Annotated in this window: 2 protein-coding genes; both read left to right on the forward strand. The window is 37.6% G+C overall.

What is annotated here, in order from left to right; all coding sequences use genetic code 11:
• Window positions 1-1281: hybrid sensor histidine kinase/response regulator transcription factor (locus AC1DRQ_RS30130; RefSeq protein WP_477429611.1), on the forward strand; the 1281-nt coding region annotated here is incomplete at its 5' end.
• 496 nt (window positions 1282-1777) lie between these two features.
• A partial coding sequence (locus AC1DRQ_RS30135) for a SusC/RagA family TonB-linked outer membrane protein (RefSeq protein ID WP_477429613.1) occupies window positions 1778-3752 on the forward strand: 1975 nt, incomplete at its 3' end.

The raw sequence follows: 3752 nt of genomic DNA on the forward strand, positions 1-3752 counted from the left end.
GAAATTGTTTTATTTAATTTAATATCAAATGCATTAAAGTTCACACCCGATCATGGGATGGTAAACTGCTATATCTCCCAAACCGAAACCTTTGTGAACATCGAAATAAAAGATTCAGGATGCGGAATAGCCGATAATATAGGTGAAGAATTATTTAATAAATTTTACCAGGTACAAAATGAATTACCACTTAGCGGAGGGTTTGGTATTGGCCTTTACCTTGTTAAAAAGTTTATCGAAAGCCATAAGGGTAATATTAGCTATCATAGTTTAAACGGAGCCGGTACCATATTTAAAGTTTGTTTGTTAAAAGGTAAGGAGCATCTGAGTCCGAATTTTATTTTTGAAGATGTTATAGAAACCTCTGTTTTTTTAGATGAGCTTATTGAAAGTTATGAAGAAGTTCCTGGACAGCATAAAGATTTAAACCCGGTTAAAAGTAAAAAGAAGGATCCATTTAATTTAGAATCGAGATCTATGCTGATTGTGGATGATAATGAACAGATGAGGCTGTACCTGAAGCAAATTTTTACAGAGGATTTTGAAGTTTTTGAAGCCACCAATGCTTCTGATGGTTTGGATATTGTTTATCAATGTTTACCGGATATTATTATTAGTGATGTCATGATGCAGGGCTTAAGTGGTATTGAACTGTGTAGCAAAGTAAAAGATGAACCTGCATTAAATCATATCCCCGTTTTGTTATTAACCGCCAGCTCATCGCCCGAAATTAAACTTAAAGGAATAGAATGTGGTGCAGACGATTATATAAGCAAACCATTTGAGCGGGAATTACTTGTTGCCCGTGTTAACGGCATATTAAAGAGTAAAAATAACCTTCAAAAATATTTTTATAATGAAATTACTTTAAAGCCCAATGATCTTAAGGTTCCGCCAGATTATAAAGAGTTTTTGACTGCATGTATCAAAATTGTAAAAGATAACTTAGCCGATGGCGATTTTTGTATTAAAACTTTGGCAGATGAAATAGGGATGAGCCATTCCAATCTTTATAAAAAGATAAGAGCTATTTCCGGGCAATCGGCCAATGGGTTTATACGATCTATACGCCTCAGAAAAGCCGCTGAAATGTTTCTTAAAACCGATTGTACTGTTTCTGAAGCCGCTTACAAGGTAGGTATAAACGATCCTAAATATTTCAGGGAACAGTTTAACAAACTATTCGGAGTAAACCCTTCTGAATATATAAAAAAATTCCGCGTTCCTTTCCATGCCAATATTACCAGGAGTGCCGTAAAACTAAAAGTTAACAAAAATTAATTTTTAGTAAAACTTAGGATTAAGCAAAACCCCCTGTGTTTTACCAGTTACCCCCTCAAGTTCTAAGAATTTACCCCTCATTTGCAGTGCTAATTTTACCCATCTTAGCATTACCAATTATATAATTGTAGTAATTACACTTATTTTTTTATCGAAATCAAACTCTGGCAATATCAAGTCAATAAATGCTGATTTATTGACCATTGTTTCAGGAGTTACAGGGAGTGATGAAGGCTAATTAATTCATAATTATACCATTATGATTGCTAAATGCTTTTGTCGCTGGTGATACTGATGTGCTATTGCCGGGTTTGCTTTGATAACCCTTTGCCGAATTAACCGATTAAATAATATAAACCAAACTATTAACTATGATTAGATAAAAAAGCTTAACGATCCCCAACCTAAAGGCAAAAAGTCATAAAAATGATTAGCCCCTAAATCATCCCGCTTTTAAAGCGGGAATTAAATAATAATTAACTTAAATAAGCTAAATATGGAATACAATTTACATAGAACTGTAAACTTGTTAAGGGTCTTTAAAATTGTGCTAAGCCAAATATTAATAGCTATAATATTTGTAGGCTTGTCACATGCTGGCGTAGCAAAAATCAAAAAAACAAAGTTCACAGAAATAAAAGGGGGGAAGGTTAAAGAAAACGCTCCGATAAAAATTTCAGGAAAAATAACCGATCAGGCAACCAACGAAACCTTGATTGGGGTATCAGTAAAGGTTAAAGATTCAAATGTTGGAACTGTAACTGATGCAAACGGTAACTATACACTTACAGCCCCTGATAATGGCATATTGGTTATATCATATATCGGTTATAACACTTTAGAGGTTCCTGTAAGCGGGAAACATGTTATTAATATTAAGCTTCAAGCCTCATCAAAAGGCCTTAATGAAGTAATAGTTGTTGGTTATGGTGTACAAAAGAAAGTAACCATTACCGGTTCTGTAACATCTGTTAAGGGAGATGAATTGGTAAAATCGCCGGCCGTTAACCTTTCCAACTCTATAGCCGGGCGTATGCCTGGTGTTATTGCTATGAATGCAAGCGGCGAACCTGGTAATGACGGTTCAACTATTCGTATCCGCGGTTCTAATACGCTGGGTAATAACGATGCATTGATTGTTTTAGATGGTATACCATCACCTGCAGGGCAATCAAATATTGACCGGCTAAATCCTGCAGATATTGAAAGTATCTCGGTATTAAAAGATGCATCTGCGGCTATTTATGGCGCCAGGGCGGCTAATGGTGTTATTCTGATTACCACCAAGCGTGGTAAGTTGGGTAAGCCCGATCTATCGTACACCTACAATAAAGGATGGGGCCAGCCTACAAATATTCCCAAAATGGCTAATTCAACCGAATATGCTACCCTGGTAAATGAAATAGATCTGTATGGTTTGCCTTCAAACTATTGGAACGACGCTTCCGCAGCATTCAAAACAGCCGGGAAATTTACCAGGCCGGATAACGGGGCTACCACAACAGCAACATTTCAACCAGCTGATTTCCAAAAATTTGCTGATGGTTCTGATCCCTGGGGGCATCCTAACACCGACTGGTTTAAAGCAACATTAAAAGACTGGTCGCCTCAATCACGTCAAAACATCCAATTATCAGGTGGTTCCGAAAGTATTAAGTACCTTACCTCAATAGGGTACCAAAACCAGGAGGGTTACTACAAAAACTCGGCTTCAGGTTATAAGCAATATGATTTTCGCGTAAATGTTGATGCCAAAGTTAATAAGTATGTGAACACTTCTATTGGCGTATCTGGCCGCCAGGAAAACCGTTTATCTCCAAACGGAAGCAATACCAATTTCTTTTCAACAACGACCGGTGCAGGTGATATATTCAGGATGATAATGCGCGGTTACCCATACAGGCCCGCTTATTGGCCAAATGGATTGCCCGGACCAGATATTGAAAATGGCCAGCAGCCGGTATTAATTACTACAAACAAAACCGGTTATGGTAAGGATGTAAGATATTATTTACAAACTAATGGCAAAATTGAGATATCAATTCCCGGAGTGGAAGGATTAAAAGTTACCGGTAATGTTGCTTTAAATAAATATATGCAACAAACTAAAGACTGGCAAATGCCGTGGTATGTGTACAGCTGGGACAATGTTACCAAAGATGCAAACGGTACCCCGGTACTTACCAAAGTAGCCCGCGGGCCAGCCCAGGCAACCCTTAATCAGGGATCTGATGATCAGTTAAGTAGTTTACTTGAGGGAATTGTGAGTTATAATCACAGCTTTGGCAGTCATAACGTTGTATTGCTGGCCGGTGTAACCAAAGAAAAATCAAACGATAGCCAATTTGGTGCATCGCGTAAATATTTCAACTCGGTTGCTATCGATCAATTAAATTGGGGTGGTAACTCCGAGAAAGACAATTTCGGCACCGCATGGCAAAGGGCACGTTTAAATTATTTTGGCCGGGTAG

Source organism: Mucilaginibacter sp. P4_E8, assembly GCF_056401495.1.